General features: G+C 55.8%; 18 protein-coding genes and 1 riboswitch. Of the genes, 14 read left to right on the top strand and 4 right to left on the bottom strand.

The features are described from left to right. The first annotated feature begins 85 nt into the window (after window positions 1-85). From ACTRW9_RS12385 to folK, 11 genes are all read left to right on the top strand, one after another. On the top strand, window positions 86-1,486 hold the full coding sequence (locus tag ACTRW9_RS12385) for a hypothetical protein (RefSeq protein WP_442429584.1): 1,401 nt from the start codon (window positions 86-88) through the stop codon (window positions 1,484-1,486). Continuing rightward, window positions 1,483-2,136 (top strand): alpha/beta hydrolase, encoded by a 654-nt coding sequence (locus tag ACTRW9_RS12390; RefSeq protein ID WP_442429585.1) that lies wholly within the window; start codon window positions 1,483-1,485, stop codon window positions 2,134-2,136. The genes ACTRW9_RS12385 and ACTRW9_RS12390 overlap by 4 nt, the downstream gene beginning before the upstream one ends. Window positions 2,137-2,199: 63 nt before the next feature. After that, a riboswitch (cobalamin riboswitch) is annotated at window positions 2,200-2,366 on the top strand. Window positions 2,367-2,469: 103 nt separating this feature from the next. Further along, the gene (locus ACTRW9_RS12395; RefSeq protein WP_442429586.1) at window positions 2,470-3,453 is read left to right on the top strand and encodes an ABC transporter substrate-binding protein; all 984 of its coding nucleotides are present in this window, start codon (window positions 2,470-2,472) and stop codon (window positions 3,451-3,453) included. Further along, window positions 3,450-4,247: a heme ABC transporter ATP-binding protein gene (locus ACTRW9_RS12400; protein ID WP_442429587.1), complete on the top strand. Its 798-nt coding sequence runs from the start codon at window positions 3,450-3,452 to the stop codon at window positions 4,245-4,247. Before ACTRW9_RS12395 ends, ACTRW9_RS12400 begins: the two co-directional genes overlap by 4 nt. After that, window positions 4,247-5,266: a FecCD family ABC transporter permease gene (locus ACTRW9_RS12405; protein WP_442429588.1), complete on the top strand. Its 1,020-nt coding sequence runs from the start codon at window positions 4,247-4,249 to the stop codon at window positions 5,264-5,266. Before ACTRW9_RS12400 ends, ACTRW9_RS12405 begins: the two co-directional genes overlap by 1 nt. Window positions 5,267-5,273: 7 nt before the next feature. Beyond that, window positions 5,274-6,779, top strand: a complete 1,506-nt coding sequence (locus ACTRW9_RS12410; protein WP_442429589.1) for a cobyric acid synthase — start codon at window positions 5,274-5,276, stop codon at window positions 6,777-6,779. A gap of 58 nt (window positions 6,780-6,837) precedes the next feature. Continuing rightward, window positions 6,838-8,652: a TonB-dependent receptor plug domain-containing protein gene (locus ACTRW9_RS12415; protein WP_442429590.1), complete on the top strand. Its 1,815-nt coding sequence runs from the start codon at window positions 6,838-6,840 to the stop codon at window positions 8,650-8,652. 523 nt (window positions 8,653-9,175) lie between these two features. Next, a complete protein-coding gene (locus tag ACTRW9_RS12420; RefSeq protein ID WP_442429591.1) occupies window positions 9,176-9,868 on the top strand; it encodes an energy transducer TonB in 693 nt (230 codons plus the stop codon). Between the two features lie 40 nt (window positions 9,869-9,908). After that, window positions 9,909-10,343: a c-type cytochrome gene (locus ACTRW9_RS12425; RefSeq protein ID WP_442425270.1), complete on the top strand. Its 435-nt coding sequence runs from the start codon at window positions 9,909-9,911 to the stop codon at window positions 10,341-10,343. A 100-nt stretch (window positions 10,344-10,443) separates the two neighbouring features. Beyond that, window positions 10,444-11,679, top strand: coding sequence for an LL-diaminopimelate aminotransferase (locus ACTRW9_RS12430; RefSeq protein ID WP_442425269.1), 1,236 nt, complete (start codon window positions 10,444-10,446; stop codon window positions 11,677-11,679). 26 nt (window positions 11,680-11,705) lie between these two features. Next, window positions 11,706-12,203, top strand: coding sequence for a 2-amino-4-hydroxy-6-hydroxymethyldihydropteridine diphosphokinase (gene folK, locus ACTRW9_RS12435; RefSeq protein WP_442429592.1), 498 nt, complete (start codon window positions 11,706-11,708; stop codon window positions 12,201-12,203). Here folK and thiI read toward each other — a convergent pair. The 4 genes from thiI to tmk are packed head-to-tail and all read right to left on the bottom strand — an operon-like array spanning window position 12,195 to window position 15,779. Beyond that, on the bottom strand, window positions 12,195-13,385 hold the full coding sequence (gene thiI, locus ACTRW9_RS12440; protein ID WP_442429593.1) for a tRNA uracil 4-sulfurtransferase ThiI: 1,191 nt from the start codon (window positions 13,383-13,385) through the stop codon (window positions 12,195-12,197). The two genes, folK and thiI, sit on opposite strands and share 9 nt — an antisense overlap. Beyond that, window positions 13,382-14,572, bottom strand: coding sequence for a cysteine desulfurase family protein (locus ACTRW9_RS12445; RefSeq protein ID WP_442429594.1), 1,191 nt, complete (start codon window positions 14,570-14,572; stop codon window positions 13,382-13,384). The genes thiI and ACTRW9_RS12445 overlap by 4 nt, the downstream gene beginning before the upstream one ends. 17 nt (window positions 14,573-14,589) lie before the next feature. Beyond that, window positions 14,590-15,144 (bottom strand): UbiX family flavin prenyltransferase, encoded by a 555-nt coding sequence (locus tag ACTRW9_RS12450; RefSeq protein WP_442429595.1) that lies wholly within the window; start codon window positions 15,142-15,144, stop codon window positions 14,590-14,592. Next, the gene (gene tmk, locus ACTRW9_RS12455) at window positions 15,141-15,779 is read right to left on the bottom strand and encodes a dTMP kinase (protein WP_442429596.1); all 639 of its coding nucleotides are present in this window, start codon (window positions 15,777-15,779) and stop codon (window positions 15,141-15,143) included. Before tmk ends, ACTRW9_RS12450 begins: the two co-directional genes overlap by 4 nt. 176 nt (window positions 15,780-15,955) lie before the next feature. On the opposite strand from tmk, the gene ACTRW9_RS12460 reads away from it, so the two are divergent. The 3 genes from ACTRW9_RS12460 (at window position 15,956) to ACTRW9_RS12470 (ending at window position 18,819) form a co-directional block, all read left to right on the top strand. After that, on the top strand, window positions 15,956-16,489 hold the full coding sequence (locus ACTRW9_RS12460; protein ID WP_442425263.1) for a hypothetical protein: 534 nt from the start codon (window positions 15,956-15,958) through the stop codon (window positions 16,487-16,489). Window positions 16,490-16,508: 19 nt separating this feature from the next. Further along, a complete protein-coding gene (locus ACTRW9_RS12465; protein WP_442429597.1) occupies window positions 16,509-17,342 on the top strand; it encodes a DnaJ domain-containing protein in 834 nt (277 codons plus the stop codon). Between the two features lie 151 nt (window positions 17,343-17,493). Further along, a complete protein-coding gene (locus ACTRW9_RS12470; protein ID WP_442429598.1) occupies window positions 17,494-18,819 on the top strand; it encodes an efflux RND transporter periplasmic adaptor subunit in 1,326 nt (441 codons plus the stop codon). The last annotated feature ends 2 nt before the right edge of the window (window positions 18,820-18,821 follow it).

Raw genomic sequence — 18,821 nt, forward strand, 5'->3', positions numbered from 1 at the left:
CAATAATCAGCTCCCCTCCCGCCCCTGCCTGTCCTTCGTTTTCGAATCTGTTAAGATATCCCGCAGATATTTCCTTCAGGGTCGCATGTCCAGAGATTACCAGAACCAGCTTGAAAACCTGTTGCGTCTGAGCCGCGAGTCGGGTCACCCGCTTTACGTGGTGGGCGGCACTCTTCGTGACCGGGTGATGGGCAAGGCCGGCGCCGATTTCGATTTCGCCTGCCAAAACGCACCGGAACTGGCGCGGCGCTTCGCCGAAGCGCATTCGCTGACCCTGGTGCCCCTGGATTCCACACTTGACCGCGAGACGCATCGCGTGGTGATTGAACGCGACGTGTATTTCGATTTTTCCACCCTGCAGGGAGAAACGCTGGAAGACGACCTCGTCCACCGCGACTTCACCATCAACGCCCTCGGCCAGCCGCTGGAAGACTTCATCGAAAAAAAGGATACGGTGCTCGATCCCTTCGGCGGCCTGGCGGACATCGCAAGCCGTAACGTGCGTGCCCTGCCGGGTCCGGTGTTCGAAGACGATCCCCTGCGCCTGCTCCGCGCGTTCCGGTTCGCCAACACGCTGGGTTTCGACATCGATGAAACCACCGCACGGCGCATCACCGAAACCCGCGGTCGCATCCGCACCGTCGCCGAAGAGCGATTGTCCTACGAGTTGCTGATCCTGCTCGGCACTCCCAACTCGCATATCGAACGAATGGTCGATACGGGCCTGCTGTCCGCGCTCATCCCGGAGCTGGCCCTGCATTTCGGCAACGAACCCGGTGGGCCCCTGCCTGAGAGTGGACTTGAGGAGCTCCGCATTCTGGACCGGCTGGAGATTTTGCTCACCGAGACCGAAAAGATTTCTCCGAAACACCGCGGCTACTTCCGCGACCATTTGGAAATCTCGCCGCGACGCGCTCTGCTCAAGCTTGCGCTTCTGCTGCGTCCGCTGGATACGATTCAGAAAACCTTTATCACCGGAACGAAAGCCCGGAACGACACCATTCCTGTCCGCATTTTGAAAGACCTGCGGCTCAGCAATGACCACATCCTCTTCACCGACCGGGCGCTCGCGGTGCATGCCCATCTGGTCGAGCACACCGAAACGCTGGCGGGTGACATCAGGGGAGAGAATCTTTCCGGCATTTATAATCTGTGCAGGCAGGCAGGCGACGATATTTTTTCCGGTGCGATTCTGGCCACGGCTGTTAAGATGGAGACCGGCGACGATCTTCAATCGTTTCTGCTGGCGCTCAACCGGATCCTGGAGTTTTACCTGAACACCTACCGGCCCGCGCAAAAGCATCCCGCGCTGTTGAACGGGAAAACGCTGACTCGCAAGTTTCACCTGTCTCCATCGCCAGCCTACAAAACCATACTCGACCGCGTGGAGGAAGCTCGCGTTCTGGGGACCATCGCCACGCGCGGGGAAGCCGAAGCGTTGGCCGCCGATCTCATTCAGCAACTTCAAATCAAACGGGACACATGAACATGCAATATCAGAACCAGACCTGGCTTGGAAAGAAAGTCATCATCGGGCAGACCGGAATCGATCCTGCCCAACCGGTGAACGTGCTCATCGGGTTTCACGGGGCGGAATCGACTCCGGAGAACATGCTGATCCACGGCAACCGTCTGCAATTGACCAACACCGTCACCGTCTATCCGGAAGGCCCAGTAGATGCAGGCAACAGCGTGTGGAGCTGGTGGCTGGACGGTCCCCGCCAGAAGGAAGCGGTCAGCCAGTTTCTCGACTTCACTGCGGGCATGGTCGACGAAACCCACCGCTTCATGAAGGAACAGAACGTCGCCAACGGATTCCACACCTGCCTGTGGGGTTTTTCCCAGGGCGGCGCGGCGTCGCTGGTGTACGCATTGATGGGCAAACATCCCGTGCACAAGGTGGCGTCCATTTGCGGCTTCCTGCCGGAGTTGCCCGAGATCACCACCAAAAACGCCGCGTCGCAGATTCTCGGCATTTTCGGCGCCAACGACGATGTGGTGCCTTCGTTCCTGGCCGAGCACGCACTGGACGAGATGCAAAGCCACGGTCACAACCTGACCATCAAAGAAACCCCGCAGGGGCACGAAGTGAGCGCCGAGAACATCCAGGACCTGATCCGGTTCCTCGAAGCCTGACCTCTTCCCCCCTTTCTGGGAATTTCGTTGACTTGCCCCAACGTTTTGCTATGCTGATCGCAAATTGAATCGCTGTATTCAGATGTAGGAAAGACGGTGCGAATCCGTCGCGGTGCCGCCGCTGTAACCGGGGACGACACCCGCATCTTGCCACTGTTCCAGGGAACGGGAAGGCGCGGGGAGTAGGACGATCCGGAAGCCAGAAAGCCTGTCTGGATATGCTTCACACACTCTCCGGGACCTGAGAGGTGAAGGTGACATGACCTGTTTCCCTTTCCACCCGGAAAGGGATTTTTTGTTTGGGCCTTCCAGGTTTCCGGTATGGAACCGGATATGACCGAGCGCCCGGCAATCAATCGCTTTCCCAAGCCATCGCTGTTTTCATCGCTCTCCGCATCAGGAACGAATTTCCGAAATGCGTTGGCAGTGGTGTGCCTGCTTGCGTTGCTGGCTTATGCCGGGTCCGCACTTGCGGATTCCCCCCCGAAAGCGCCGCAACGCATCATTTCGATGTCGCCGTCCATCACTGAGTTTTTGTTCGAGCTGGGTGTGGGCGACCGCGTCGTCGGCGTCACCAACTTCTGCAAATACCCACCGGAGGCCTGCACCCGCACGAAAATCGGCAGTCTTCTTCATCCCAGTCTAGAACGCTGGATCACGCTGAACCCGGACCTTGTCATCCACCAGGCCACCAGCCACACGCTCAGAAAAAACGCCCTCAATCTCGGCATCCGCACCCTCGGGGTGGAAATGCAGACCCTCCAGCAAATTTATGAGTCGGTGCGCAAGATGGGGGAGGTTTTGCAGATTGAAGATCGTGCGGAAAAGTTGGTCCACCGCCTCCAGTCCGGAATCGATGACTACCGGGGTAAGCTGAAGGGACACGCTCCCAGACCCGCCCTGCTGATACTGGGCGACAGCAACGAGCCGGGACGCAGTCTGTATGCAGTCGGGCCCAGTTCCTTTCTGGGCGAACTGTTCGCCCTCGCAGGGGCAGAGAACATCGTCACCGACACCATCGCTCCCTACCCGAAGATCAATAAGGAATACATTATCCAACAGTCGCCGCAGGTCATCATCGAAGCCGGACCGGCCATGAACATGACCGCAAAAGAAAAAGCGGCACGGCTTAAAGAGTGGGGGCGTTTTTCCACCATCCGCGCGGTTTCCGTTAATAACATCCATTTCATCGGAGCCGACTACATCCTCATTCCCGGGCCACGCTTGCTGAAAATACTCGACGACTTCGCCCGCGCCCTGCACCCGGAATTATTCGGACGACTGCCGAAATCCACCTCACAGGGAGGACAGGGATGACCGCCGCAATCGCACAACCACTCCTGCGCGCCGAGGGCATTTCGTTCGCCTACGACAAAGACCCCGTCGTGCACGAGGTGTCGCTGGACATTGCGTCGGGCGAATTCGTCGGCATCATCGGTCCCAACGGATCCGGCAAATCCACCCTTCTCAAACTCATGGCGGGCATTCTGGAACCGGACCGTCAGCACGTCCTGTTCTCCGGCCGCGATATCCAGTCCTGCAACCGCAAGCAACTGGCGCAGTCCATCGCGTGGATTCCTCAGGAACACCACATGCCGTTTCCGTTCAAGGTCAGCGAGGTGGTGATGATGGGACGGCATCCGTATCTCTCCGCGTTCACCTTCGAGGGGGAAACCGATTTCGAAATCGTCCGCCGCGCGCTGGAACAGACGCAGACCTCGGTGTTCGCCGAGCGGCTGTTCAACGAAATCAGCGGTGGCGAAAAACAGCGCGTCATGCTGGCCAGCGCCATCGCGCAGGAACCCGAGGCAATGCTATTGGACGAACCGACCTCCGCGCTCGATCTCAAGTACCAGGTGGAACTGTTACGGATTCTGGACGACCTCAACCAGAATCAGAACGTCACCATCGTCGTCGCCATGCACGACCTGCACCTCGCCTCGAAATACTGCCGCCGACTCGTATTACTGAAACAGGGCCGTGTGGTGAAAGACGGCGCGCCGGAGGAAGTCCTGCAGAAATCCATACTGGAAGAAGTTTACGAGATCGGCGTCAACATCTATCGTGATGAAGCCGATGGAAGTTTCCTGATTTCTCCGGGGGATGCGTGATGTGGACTCACACCCACGGACTCACCCCGCGCCGCTACGTGCAGGTGGTCACCGCGTTCTTCCTGCTCTTTCTTTTGATCCTTGGAATCGCGCCGCTGATTGGCCCAACCAGCGTCAACTTGATGAAGGCGTTGTCGCGCGACATCCCGTTCGCAGAAAACGTGGACGCGAACATATTATTCGTCGCCCGCTTTCCGCGCATCCTTTTGGGCGCGCTCACAGGCGGGGCGCTGGCCATCTCCGGCGCGGTCCTGCAGGCGTTACTGCGCAACGATCTCGCCGCGCCGTTCACCCTCGGCATTTCCAGCGGTGCGTCGCTGGGTGCAGTCATCGCCATCGCGCTCAATCTCAACTTCGTGTTCCTCGGATTCTCGTCGGTTCCCATTGCCGCGTTTCTGGGGGCCTTGGGGGCGATGTTGCTGGTATTCAGCCTGGTCAAAACGCGGCACGGCGATTTCCCCACGGGCGTTCTTCTACTCGCCGGAGTTACGGCGAACTTCTTCTTCGCGTCGCTGGTCATGTTCATCCATTACCTGTCCGACTTCACGCAGTCCTTCCAGATCGTGCGCTGGATGATGGGCGGCCTCGACATCACCAGTTACGAAACGGTGTGGTCGATTCTGCCACTGGTGCTGATCGGTTTTGGCGGACTGCTTTACATCGCGCGCGACCTCAACCTCATCAGCGCCGGCGTTCATTCGGCGCAGAGCCGGGGGGTGGATGTGAAACGCACTCAGAAGCTGGCATTTGTGATGGCCTCTCTGACTACAGGCACGGTGGTGGCGACCAGCGGACCCATCGGCTTCGTCGGGCTCATCGTTCCCCACATGGTGCGCCTGGTGATCGGACCCGACCTGCGCCTGCTGATCCCGGCGTCGTTTTTCTTCGGCGCGAGTTTTCTGATCCTGTGCGATTCGTTCGGCCGTACCTTCATTGCGCCGGTGGAGATTCCCGTCGGCGTCATCACGGCACTTCTCGGCGGACCGTTCTTCGTCTGGCTTTTAAAACGGCAGAGGTGATTCGATCATGACCGCAAAAACCTTGATGGTACAGGGAACCGGATCGGGAGTGGGCAAAAGCGTCATCACCGCGGCCCTGTGTCGCTGGTTTTACAAAAAAGGTTACAGGGTCGCGCCGTTCAAGGCGCAGAACATGTCGCTCAACGCCTACGTCTGCGAGGACGGCGGCGAAATCGGCCGCGCGCAGGCGTTTCAGGCCGAGGCCTGCGGCATCGCCCCCACCGTCCAGATGAACCCGGTCCTGTTGAAACCGGCGGGGGACAACCTGTCTCAGGTCATCGTTATGGGCCGCCCGGCGCACACGCGCAACGCCAAAGAGTATTACCGGGGCAAACCCGCGTACCTGCAACAAGTCACCGACGCGCTGAACGCACTGCGCCAGTGTCACGATCTCGTGATCCTCGAAGGTGCGGGGTCGCCTGCCGAAATCAATCTGCGCGAGATGGATTTCGTCAACATGGCGATGGCGAAGGAAGCGGATTCGAAGGTGCTGCTGGTAGGGGACATCGACCGCGGCGGCGTGTTCGCCTGGATGAAGGGCACCTACGACCTGTTGAGTGAAGATGAACAGGACCACGTCGCCGGATTCCTCATCAACAAGTTTCGCGGCGACGTCGAACTTTTAAAGCCCGGCCTCAAGCAGTTCGAGGACCTGGTCGGCAAACCCGTGCTGGGGGTGATTCCATTCGACCACAACCTGTTCGTGGACGAGGAAGACTCCCTGCCATTCGGCACGCACGGGGAAATGAAAACCGACGCAGGGTTGCTGGACGTCGCCATCCTGCGTGTGCCGCGCATTGCCAACTTCACCGATTTCTCCCCCTTGATGGAGGACCCGACAGTGGCAGTGCGCTATGTGTGGACCGAGGCGCAATTGGGATCCCCGGACCTCATTATCCTGCCCGGCACCAAGAACACGCTGGAGGACATGCGGTTTCTAAAAACGCAGGGACTCGACCGCGCCATTCATCGCTGTCATGCCCATGGAACCGTGGTGCTGGGTATCTGTGGTGGCTTTCAGATGATGGGTAAAGAGCTCACCGATCCCGAAAAAATTGAAAGCAATGCGGGAAAGGTCGATGGTCTGGACCTGTTGCCTGTCACCACCACGATGCAGGCGGAAAAAATAACGCGCCAGGTGAGGTTGACCACCAACCACTCACCGGCGTTCGACCACGGACTCACGGCGTGGGGTTACGAAATCCATAACGGCATCTCGGAGATTTCGGGTACCTGCGCCCCACTGTTCGAAAAAAAAGGTGAAGAAAATACGGATGCGCTGGGAGCCTGCGACAGCACCGGTACGCTGATCGGTACGTACCTGCACGGCATTCTGGACAACGATCTCCTGCGCCACGCGCTGTTGAATCGAGTCCGCCATTTACGGAATATCCCCCCTGTGAAAGAACCGTTCGACTATCAACTATTCCGTGAACGGCAATGGGACCGGCTGGCTGGGTGGCTGAACACCTCGATCGACATGAAACAAATTGAAGCACTGATTAAAAACTAAGAGGAACCAGAATAAGAATATGAAGAAACTATTATCCATAATAGGAATCTCCCTATTTGTGCCGTTGGTTTCCGGTTACGCGATCGCCGAAGAAAAAGATAAGCAACTGGAAATGCTGGACCCGATCGAAATCCACGCCACCCGTTCGCAGACCAAACCGGAAAACCAGACCGCGTCCTATACGGTGATCACGCGTGAGGAAATAGAAAAGAAAAAACACATGCAGGTGAAGGATCTCATTCAGGAGCAACTGGGTGTCAATGTCGTGCAGACGGGACCGCTGGGCAGTTCAACCACTCTTTTCATGCGCGGGGCCAATTCCCAATCGACCCTGGTGATGATCGACGGGGTTCAGGTGAAGGCCAACTCCACCGGCAGTTTCAGTTTTGCCCATTTGCAGTTGGACAACATCGAGCGTATTGAGATCCTGCGTGGGCCCCAAAGCACCTTATGGGGCGCCGATGCCGTCGGTGGGGTCATCAACATCGTCACCCGCAAAGGCAAGGGGAAGCCAACGCACACGCTGTCGTTCGAGGGTGGCAGTTTTGAGACGTTCAAGGAAACGCTCACCAGTTCGGGGTCCCATGAAAATTTCGATTACTCACTGAGCGCATCGAACACGGACAGCGAGGGCTTTTCTGCATTCAACGAACGGCGCGGCGGTACGGAAAATGACCGTTATTCCAACCGCACATTCTCCACCCGGCTGGGTTACAACTTCCTTAAAGACGGACGGGTCGAATTCATTGGACGCTACATCCGCGCGCGCAGTCACTTTGACGGATTCAATCCCCTCACCTTCACCTTCTCCGACACCCTGCCGCATCACATCAACAACGATACCGTTTACGGCGCGTTGCCCCTGCAGAAAGCGCTCACCGAAAACTGGGACCTGAAAGTCACTCCCAGCGTGTTTGTGGACGAACTGGATACCATCGATCCCACCTTCGGCGATTCGTTCATTATCAACAGAACGTACACGGTGGACGTCCAGAACAACGTGTATATCAATGAAAACATCTCGACCGTTTTCGGATTCGAGCACCAGGCCACCAATGCCGCCAATGCCAGCCAGGGTATCGCCCTGCAAAATGAGAACCAGGGTTATTACCTGCAATTTCAGTTCAATCACAACGACCGGTTTCTGCTGAACGCCGGCGTGCGGGAAGACATCAACACCCGTTTCGCCAACAAGTTCACCTACAAAATCGAGGCGGCTTACCGCTTTTTGGAGACCGATACCCGTCTGCGGGGGGGCTTTGCCACCGGCTTCCGCGCCCCGTCGGTCAATGAAATCCTGTTTCCCTTTTTTGGCAACCCCAGTATCCAGCCGGAAGAAACGGAAAGTTTCGAGATCGGAGTGGAGCAGGCCCTGCTGTCCGATCGCGTGGCTGTGGCTGTGACGTACTTCAACATGGATCTGAAAAACCAGATCCAGCCCAACCAGGCGACGTTCATCGCGGAGAACATCGGCCGCGCGCGTTCACAGGGCATCGAGACCAGCATCCGCTGGCAGGTGCTGGATGACGTCGATGTGAACGCCGCCTACACGTGGAACCAGGCGGTGGACTCCAGCACCGGCGCCCTTTTGGTCAGGCGGCCGCGTCATACCGCTTCCGCCACATTGCACCACACCTGGCGTAACCTGCTCGACTGGCTGGTGACGGCGCAGTATCGGAGCGCCATGGTGTCCGGCACCGGACGCGTCGGAGGGCGCACCATCGTGCGCGCAGCTTTGGGATACCAGTTGACAAAACAGCTCAAACTGACGGCTCGAGGAGAAAACCTGCTCAATAAAAAATACGAGGAGTCGCTTTTCTTCGGAACAGCGGGAATTTCCGGTTATGCCGGATTCGAATATTCTTTTCACTGACAGGAAGGCCATGTTTTCCACCCACGGTCACATTCAATTAAGGCGGGCTTTCCTGTCGGCGCTGGCCTGTTCTCTTGTCTTGCATGGACTGGTTTTTGCGGGTCTCACCTTCTGGCCGAAATCCCGGAAAAGTGAGGTTGAAAATAAAAACTTCATGGTCCAGAAGGTCCGGCTTGTGACCTCGTCACCCTCCGATTCCCGCACAAATCACCAACAGGAAACCCTGCAAAAGGAGCCCCTCTCCATTGAATCGAAAGAATTTCCCGTCAAAGGGGTCCCCGCAAAAATGCGCTCGCCGCATTTCAAAACGAAACACAAGGCAGACAAGATGCGACCCCTCCATTCATTCTCGCCATCGACATTACAAAAGAACCCGGCGGAGCTCTTGCCCCCCCACTCTCCAATAGCCAATTCCATTGTTCAGATGGCTCCCCAACCCGTGACCGTGAGCACCATAAATTCCGTTCGGCCCAAGACCCAGGCCCGAATCGCTTACAAAAAAGAAATTTTTCCAAAGTCCCCAATGAACTACATCCCGCCCTTGCAGGTACAACCCACACTCGCGCAGTCACACGGTTGGAAAGCACCTGCGGGAGACAGTCACACCGATGCCGTGCAACCCACTCACACCATTGCCGGCATCAAGCCGACAACACAAACCGGGCAAAGGCACATCTCGCATGAAGGAACCACGGAAATAATCGATAAAAAAACGTTTCTTGACATCCCCACGGCCTCGTGGACCGGCCCGAAAACGGGGTCAAAAAAGCCCCCGAAGGGAACGGTTCCAGAAAACGGATCCGGCAAGGCACCTCCCCCGGTAGAACAACCGGATACGATTAATTCCGAAAATATCGAATCCGCTTCCCACCAATTTGCATCCAAAAGATTCACAAGCTCCCACTCCGGTGGAGAGGACCTGGAAGCGCTGAAAAACGGTTTCATTCTGGAAATCCGAAACCGGATCGCAAAATACAAGTTTTATCCCCGTTTGGCCAGGCGGCGGGGGTTGGAAGGGAAACCCGTGGTACATTTCAGGGTCACCCGCAGGGGCACCGTTCAGGATCTGCACGTGGCGCTTTCTTCCGGAAGCGGCATCCTGGATGAAGCTGCACTGGAATCGGTGAAAAAAGGCGCGCCTTTTCCCGTCATCCCGCATGCGCTCAACCGCGACTCGATGACGATCCAACTGCCCATCGCGTTCACTCTCGATTGAACCGGTTCACCAAAACCGATCATTACTATTGGAGGCAGGAATGGACTGGACCCGAACTTCATTGAATGTTTTCTTGTGCGGCCTTCTGCTGGCGGCGTGCGCTCCCCAACCCACCAAAACCGTTCCGGCGGAATACAAACGCGGCCAGGAACTGTTCCACGCGGTCTGTTCCAACTGTCACGGTTCCGACGCGCTGGGTGGACACACCAAGGCACCCAACCTGATCGATGCAGTGTTTGTGAAAAGTGAATTTTCCGACCAGGAAATCCGCCACACCATCAACAACGGTTCCGGCAAGATGCCTTCGCAGAAGGGAAAGTTTTCAGATGAGGAGATCACCGAAATCATCAAATACCTGCGCTACAGCCAGAAAGAAGCCAACCTGGTGATGGATGCGGAAGCGATGGATGAGTTTTTTGACGCTCCCCTTCCGGCGGAGGACCCCATAGAGGAAGAGGAATTGGAGGAAGGGTGACGCGCCCTTCCCCGCCTTGACACCCTCCGTAAATTTGGCTAAATTGTGCCGTTCTTGAAGGCCATACCTCTACTCAAACAGACATACCGGAGCCCAATTCATGTCGGAAAGTTATATACAGTCCCAGTTCGCAAACCGCATCGGCGGGGCGCAATTCGGAAAAGACACCAAAATTTACAAGTTCGAGAAAATCAAGCGCGCCAAACGCGCGGCACTGGAGGCCAACCCCGGTAAGGAACTGTTCGACATGGGTGTGGGCGAACCGGATGAGATGGCCGACAACGGAGTGATCGCCGCGCTGGAACAGGAAGCGCGCAAACCGGAAAACCGCGGCTACACCGACAACGGCATCGACGCATTCAAGGAAGCGGCAGTGCGGTATATGGAAAAAACGTTCGGCGTGACAGGGCTCGATCCTAAAAAACACGTCAACCACAGCATCGGCTCCAAACCCGGCCTGGCCATGATGCCGCTGATCTTCATCAACCCCGGTGACGTGACATTGATGACAACTCCCGGTTATCCGGTAATGGGCACACACACGCAGTTTCTCGGCGGTGAGGTGGTGAACCTTCCTCTAACGGAGGACAACAACTTTCTGCCCGATCTCAAAAGCATCGACTCCGAGACGGCGAAACGCGCCAAACTGCTTTGCATCAACTATCCGAACAACCCGACCGGGGCTAACGCCACCCGCAAATTTTATGAAGAGGTGGTGGAATTCGCCAGGGGAAACGACATCGTGGTGGTGCAGGACGCAGCGTATGCGACACTCACGTACGACACAGAACCGCTCAGCTTCCTTTCGATTCCCGGTGCAATGGACGTAGGCGTGGAATTCCATTCACATTCCAAAGCGTACAACATGACCGGGTGGCGCATCGCCTTCATTGTCGGCAACGAGCTGGTGGTCAAAGGCTTCGCCAACATCAAGGACAATATCGACAGTGGCCAGTTCGCGGCCATCCAGAAAGCCGGCATCTACGCACTGGAACATCCTGAAATCACAAAGCGCATAGTGGAAAAATACCAGCGTCGCCTGCGTCTTCTGGTGGACAGTCTGAATTCAGTCGGCTTCAAAGCCACCATGCCGGGTGGATCCTTCTTCCTTTACGTTAAAGCGCCGAAAGGTATTCAGGGCGGGCCGAAATTCGAAAACGCCGAAGCGTTTTCACAGTATATGATCACCGAACACCTCATCTCCACCGTGCCGTGGGATGACGTCGGCAATTTCGTCCGATTCTCCGCCACTTTCGCCGCCAAGGATGAAGCCGACGAAGTGCGCATCATGCAGGAAATCAAAATGCGCTTGTCCACAGTGAAGTTTGAGTTCTAGCGACGGTTTTATTTAAGGGACCCGTTATGTCCCACACCGCTTTTATCGGCATCGGTTCCAATATGGGAGACGCTCCCGGTCACTGCCGGGAAGCGATTCACCGCTTGCGGACACACCCGGCGTTGAACCTCCACACTGCTTCCTCCCTTTATAAAACCCAACCCTACGGAAAAACCGACCAGAACTGGTTCATCAACGCCGTGGCTCAGGTGGTAACGGACCTCTCCCCTGCGGATCTTCTGCAAGTTCTATTGAACATGGAAAAGGAAATGGGGCGGGAACGGCGGGAAAAATGGGGGCCCCGCAAGATCGACCTCGACCTGTTGCTGTACGATGAGGACACAATAAAGGAAGAAAACCTGCAAGTGCCGCATCCGGGCATCGCCGAGCGGCGGTTTGTGCTGGAACCCTTGGCGGAAATCTCACCGGACCTGGTTCATCCCACGTTGAATAAAACAATCCAGGACCTGCTTGCTGAAACTCGGGACGACCTGCAAGTGGAGCGCATCACAAAATCAGCCTAGTTCATCGACCTCGATGATTTCCATTTTCCTGATGGCCCCCTGCATCAACTCCTGCCACGGATAACGTTTTTCATCCTCTTCCAGTTCGTGAATTTTGCTTTTCGTCGTTGGATTCGGAGGCATGAACACGGAACAACAATCGGGTTGAGGCTCGATGCTTATTTCGTACGTCCCCAGTTCCTTCGCCTGGCGGATGATCTCGTTTTTATCGGTACCGATGAGTGGACGAAATACGCTGAGCGACACCAGCCCTGACACCGCGTTGAGATTCTCCAGCGTCTGCGACGCAACCTGTCCCAGAGATTCGCCGGTCACCAGCCCAAGATAACCATGCTGTTCAGCCACGGCCTGTGCGATGCGGTACATCATGCGACGGTACAGAACCACGCGATTCGGCGCGCGGCAGTGGTCGCGAATCGCTTCCTGGATAGTTTCAAACGGCACCACATACAAACGGGCCCGGCTCTGGAAACGGTTCAGTTGCCGACACAGCCGCTTCACCTTGTCGTATCCGCCGCGTCCCATGTAAGGCTGGTTGTCAAAGAAGATGCCATGCACCCGGCATCCGCGTTTCATGATGCGAAACAATGCGACCGGGCTGTCGATGCCGCCGGAGATCAACCCCAGAACCTCCCCGGAACTGCCGACCGGCAATCCGCGCAGGCCCGCGATTCGGTTCTTGAACACCACGGTATGTTCCTGGCCGATTTCAATTTCCAGCGTAAACTCGGCGTTGTCGATATCGACTTCCAGGCCGCGTTCGTGAAGCCGGCCGAGGATACGCGAACCCACTTCGTAATTGACCTCCGTTGAGGTTTGAGGAAATCGTTTGTCCGCACGTTTTGTCTTCACGCAGAACTTGAGATGTTTTCCAGAATTCAGGAGGGGTTCGATCCACTGCACACCGAGCTCCGCCATTTTCTCGAAATCCGGCTCCATTGCCACGCCCAGACTGAACGAAGCGGCACCGGGAACACACGCAAGGCGTTGCGCCGCCGTATCCGCCGCCTCCATAGGACAGTCCACGCGGATGCGACCGTGCGGTTTTTGAATCGTGACCCCGTCCAATCCTTTCAGTGCGTGCCGAATGTTGTCGGCCAGCCGGTTGATGAACATACTTCGGTTTTTTCCCTTGAGCCCGATTTCATCGTACCGGACCAGGATCGTGCAATTTTGTGTCATGAGTTGGCGAATCGACGAGAAAAGGAGGGGTAAAGAGTTTCGTGTGCATGGGCGAAAGCCGCGAGAAAGCGGTCCACGTCTTCCACCGTGTTGCTGTGGTTGAAGGAGATGCGAAGACTGCACCGCGCTTCTTCCCGCGTGCACCCAATGCCCGTTAAAATTTTAGACGGCTCTTTCGAATGGGCACTGCACGCCGAACCGAGGCCCACATAAATGCCCTGCTCTTCCAGATGATGCAGGACCACTTCGCCCTCGACCGGGGCGAAACTGAAATTGACAATGGCCGGTGATTGAAACGAATTGTCCGGATCGATGGAAGAATTGAATTTCAAGTTCAGGTTGGAGTTGCTGGATGCAAGCGCATTCAGTCCCGTCACCAGCCGTTCCCGCAAAATGGAAAATGTTTTATTCACGGATGATGCACGGTTGGCGGCCAATTGAACCGCGCATGCAAGACCCACGATCAACGGCACCGGCAAAGTCCCGGAGCGCATGCCGTGCTGTTGCTTGCCGCCGTGGATCTGCGGCTTGAGACTCAGACGGGAATCGACCACCAGCAGACCGATGCCCTTCGGCCCGTGGAACTTGTGCGCCGATACCGAATAGCCCGAAAGGCCTTCCCACATGGCCTCGGTGATCGGCAGTTTGCCCACCGCCTGCACGCCGTCCATGAACAGCCGGGTCTGCGGTGCGTGTTCCTTTAAAAGAGGAGTGATAATCTGTGGATCGTTGATGCTGCCCAGTTCGTTGTTGACGTGCGATAAAAACAACCAGCGCACCTTTTGTTTTTTGAGTTCGGGAATCGAAGCCGTATCCAGCCTGCCGTCCTTCTGGTATTCCAGCAAAGACACCGGTTCGTTATCGTATTCCTTTAAAGCGTCCAGCGTTTGTTTTACGCTGGGATGCTCCAGCCCCAGATACGCCGCTTTCTTATCGGGAAAACATGTTCCTTTAATGAAGAGATTGTTGGATTCACTGCCGCCGCTGGTGAAAATGATGCGGAACCGCATCGGAATGCACAAACTTTCGCGGATCCGGTCCTCCGCCTCCTGAATTTTCTGTTTGGCGTCGTGGCCAAGGCGGTACACCGCCCCGGAGTTGCCGAAGTCTTCCTGCATTGACTTCGTCATCACCTCGATCACTTCCGGATCCATCGGTGTGGTGGCGGCGTTGTCCAGATAAATCATTTCGTTCTTGTTTCCTGTCAGGTCGAATAAGGCGGCACAATGCCTTGATCGACGCCCAATTGATCGAGGATGCGGGCGACCACGAAATCGACGATATCCTCAACCGATTTCGGGTTGTTGTAAAATCCCGGATTGGCCGGGAGGATCAGTGCGCCCGCCTGGTCGAGCGCCAACATGTTTTTGAGGTGGATTGTGCTGAACGGCGCCTCCCTCGGCACCAGGATCAATTTCCCCTTTTCCTTCAACACCACATCCGCCGCGCGTTCCACCAGGCTGCTCGAGATCCCTGCGGCGATGCGCCCCACCGTACCCATGCTGGCGGGAACGATGACCATGCCGTCGGTTTTGAACGAACCGCTGGCGATGGATGTGTTGATCTTCGAATTCTTATAGACTGTCGCGTTTTCTTTTTTGAAATACGACGGCAGGAGGTCCAGTTCCAGTTTGAGCAGTTCCACCCCGCGCTCGGAAAGGACCACATGCAGTTCCGCCATCGGTTGCAGGACATCGAACAGTCGCTTGGCGTAACACACCCCGCTGGCGCCGGTAATGGCAATAATGAATCGCTTCATCGCGGTTCCCCGATACCGAGCAGATCATCCACCACAGTCACCACCTGACGGTGCACCGCCTCGACCGAACCATCACTGTCAATGCGGCGGATATGGGGACCCTCGAAAGAGTCAAAAATAGCCTGCACTTTTTGAAGATAATCCTTTTTTTCAAAGGAACTGAATCCATCCCGACCTTTTGCGATGCGTTCAAAGCTGGTATCCAGTAAACCGGAAAAAATTAGAACCCGGTCGGGACGCGGAGCAAAAACTTCGTTGTCCGCACATATTTTTACCGGGTCAAACCCCAGCGCCCCCTGATAGGCGGCGGTGGAGTGATAATAACGGTCGATCACCACAACCTTGTTCGTGTCGAGTGCGGGCCGGATGTTCTGCTCCACATCTTCTTTGCGGTCATTCAAAAACCACTGCAATTCTTCTTCCGGGGTTGTGCCGCCCCGACCTTCCGTTAAAATTCTGCGGATTTTCTGCCCCCACGTCCCCTGCGTCGGTTCACGAAGGCGCACGACAGGCAGACCGCGCTGCTCCAGATAATCGGCCAGCAGGTTTCCCTGCGTGGTCTTACCCGTGCCGTCAATGCCCTCCAGCGCAATCAGATAACCCCGGTCCAACTCCATATCGTTCCCAGTATCCATAGGAAAATTCCGGTCCCGCAATGGCGTTTCCGGACAGTTGCTTTTGGCTTTTTTTTATTTCATAATTATTAAAAAAAGCCAATCCAAGCGGGCGGAACGCGTTTCCACCAAGCCGTTTTCTGCTCCAAGTCGGTCTTTAAACCTTATCATAGAACCATTTAGCGAAGGGCGGAAAATTGAAAAAATTCTGGGCCATCTTTGGGTGGATATGTCTCGGCATTTTCCTGCAATTCAAATTCAACATCCTGTACGGCATAGTCTTTCTCGAAAACCTGAATTTTCACGACCGTACGTATTTCGTCAAAATGAATTTGACCGATGTCGAAGGTCCCTTGAGTATTTTGAAAGTCGAGACCGTCGTCCACCATTCGCTGGGCAAGGACTACTTCGCCAACGTGTACATACCGGAAAACTACAAGGTCATCAACAAGGAGCCTTACCTGGGAACGGAAACCATACCTGGCTACGTCGCCTACTCCATGAACATGAAACGGAAATACCGGGATGTTCTGGCGAAGGAGGATTTCATCATCGCGCCCCAGTCGCCAGAGGGGACCATCGAATCGAAACCCGTCCTGATTCATTTCGAGAACATGAAACAGAGGCTTCACAAGGATGAAACGTTTCACCTGGCAACCGTCCAGGGAAACACCCAGCTGGAAGGGCCGGCCGTAGCCGAGGCGGTGTATCCACAGCAATTGGGAATGTGATCCGGCTTTTCCGGAAGCCATGAAAACCCAAACCAAAGATTATTACCAGATTCTGGGCGTCGCGGAAACCGCCTCGTCTGAAGAGATCAAAAAGGCCTACCGGAAGCTCGCGGTGGAAACCCACCCCGACAGAAATCCCAACGACCCGAAAGCCGAAGAACGGTTCAAAGACATTACGGAAGCTTACGGGGTCCTGATGGATCCCAAAAAACGCCAGGAGTACGATATGTTCCGCCGCCTGGGCGGTGGCCAGTCGGGTCAGCAATTCAACTATACCCAGCAGGAAATTTTCGAAAACATGTTCCGGCAGGCTTTCGGCCGCGACATGTTCAACAACCTGAACCGCGATTTTCAGCAGTCCGGGTTTCGCCACGGGACCGGTTTTTTCGAAACCATGTTGTTCACCGGCGCCGCAGGAACCCTGGCCCGCATGCTCCGCATGATTCCCGGTCCCATCGGCCGGATCGGAACCGGATTGTGGGTCCTGCAATCGGTCGGCACCGCTCTGTACACCATGAACCGCCGCCGAAAAGCGCAGGGCCAGGCCGAGGGGAGAGAGGACACCGGCCAGCCTGGCCTGTTCCAGAAGGTAAAGGGCCTGTTCGTCAAACCCGAGACCGACACTCACCAGAATGCGCTGAACCTCCATTTCAAAATCGCCATCCCTTCTGATGAAGCTCGGAAAGGCACGAAAAAGGAACTGACTTACAAGGTGGACGAGAATATCGAGCACCTGATGGTAGCCATCCCGCCCGGCATTCAGCCAGGCGGCCGCCTCCGCATCCGCAATAAGGGCCGAAAACAAGGAGACCGACGCGGGGATGTGATCCTGACCGTTGACGTCACGGCCTGACGGCCATTTTCTGTTTATCGGGTGGCCTCACAGGCACATTAAAATCGTTGATGCAAGCCCGGCCTCAAATGCGGTATGCTTGTAAGCTCATGGTTTTAAATCCAATTTTAGCCATCGATCATTCAAACTTCTACCGATCCTCCAAATATCCGTGACCGATCCATTAATCAATTCATCCATCCGCTCACAATCGAATCTTCGTAGTAGAAACCGTTTCCTCCTTTTGGCGCTTGTATTGATATCCAGCCTGATCCTGTTGCCCACGCAAGGCTGGAGCCAGTTCAACTTCACCGTCCCCGTCGGAGTGGCCAAGGCGGTCAAGCGGTCCGTACGTGAGAAAATCGAACTTCCGGGCACGGTGTTTCCCTGGGCCACCACCCAGCTTTCGGCGGAAATCGACGGCCGCGTCGAGCGCATTTTATTCAATGAAGGGGACCGGGTGAAAAAAGGCGACCCGCTGGTGAAGTTGCGTATCCGGCCCCTGCTTCTGGAACGTGATCTGGCTGTCGCCGAAAAGCGCCGCATCGAAACTTTTTTACAGGAATTGGAGACCGGAACGCGTCAGGAAACCATAGAGGCGGCGCAGCATGCGGTGCAACAGGCCAAGGCCCGGCTTACACTGGCGGAAAATGAATTGCGGCGAATTCAAAAGCTGTACCATGAAGGCGTCCTCAGTCTCGATGCCTATGACAAAGCCGCAGCGGAGGCCGACCAGGCGGCGGCGTTCCTGCAGGAAAAAAGTTCGGTGCTGGAAGAACTGGTCGCCGGACCGCGCATCGAACGCATCCAGCAGGAAAAAGCCAACCTGGAGGCTGCCAACGCGCGCATTCATTTGATCGAAGACAACATCCAGCAGGGCACCATTTATGCGCCATTCGATGGATACATCACAAAAAAACTCACCGAAGTCGGTCAGTGGCTGGAAAAGGGTGACCAGGCGGTTGCCATGATCGCTGCCAGTCCACTTAAGGTGGAAGTCAATATTCCGCAATTTCAATTCAACGAAATCCGGGTAGGCTCCGCCGCCGAAATCATTTTGGAAAACCGCGACACCAACGGCAAATCCCTCATTTTTTCGGGTAACGTCATTGAAAAAGTACCGCAGGGCGATCCGGTTTCCCGCACGTTTCCAATCCGGATCAAGGTTTCCGGAACCAATCCCACCCTCGCACCCGGCATGCTGGTGAAAGTCCGTTTCACCCCCGACCAGAAAGACCTTGAGAAACGCTTGTTTGTACCCAAGGACTCGATCGTGCGCACCCCCAAAGGGGCAAACGTCTGGGTGGTGCGGGAAAACGAAGAAAAGAAAATGATGGCTTACAAGGTGACGGTTAAAACGGGTAAACTGGTAGACAGCATGATTGCCGTGGAATTCATTGAAGGCAAAATCGAGCCCGGTGAATGGGTGGTGGTAGATGGTAACGAGCGTTTGAAACCCGACACCGAAGTCCGCATCATCAACAAACATATCAATTGATG

The sequence above is a fragment of the Nitrospina sp. 32_T5 genome (assembly GCF_052156635.1).
Taxonomy (GTDB): domain Bacteria; phylum Nitrospinota; class Nitrospinia; order Nitrospinales; family Nitrospinaceae; genus Nitrospina.